Here is a 362-nt window from a genome sequence, read left to right as displayed (position 1 = left end):
ACGCTGCCGCCGCTGAGGCTGGACGCCTGCTGTTGCGTGGTGTCGGTCTTGTTGGTGTGCTGCTGGTCTTCGTAGCTCACGCCCGCGCGGTACTGGCGGGTGCCATCGGCGGTTTCCCTGGCGTAGCCCTCGAAGCCTCGGGTGTGGGTGCTGGTGGTGTTGTGGAAGGTGTTTTCAGCAGCAGTGACCTTGATATCACCCTTGGCATCCGCCTGCAGTTCACCGGTGGCGGACACCTGTGAGCCGCTGACGTGGATGTCCTTGGCGCTTTGCAGCTTGAGGTTGCTGTCCGAGCGCAGGTTGCTGGCAACCACGGTACTGTCCTTGAGGTTCTGGCGGCTTTCATCCTTGGCGATGCCGAA

The 362-nt window shown here is 62.4% G+C and carries 1 protein-coding gene; it reads right to left on the bottom strand.

The genetic code is table 11. The features are described from left to right. Positions 1–362: hemagglutinin repeat-containing protein (locus KZZ04_RS18555; RefSeq protein ID WP_219423706.1), on the bottom strand; the 362-nt coding region annotated here is incomplete at both ends.

The sequence above is a fragment of the Pseudoalteromonas sp. CR1 genome (assembly GCF_019392235.1).
GTDB lineage: Bacteria > Pseudomonadota > Gammaproteobacteria > Enterobacterales > Alteromonadaceae > Pseudoalteromonas.
The sequence above is the reverse complement of the archived record's forward strand: the minus strand, read 5'-3'. Positions and strand labels throughout refer to the sequence as shown.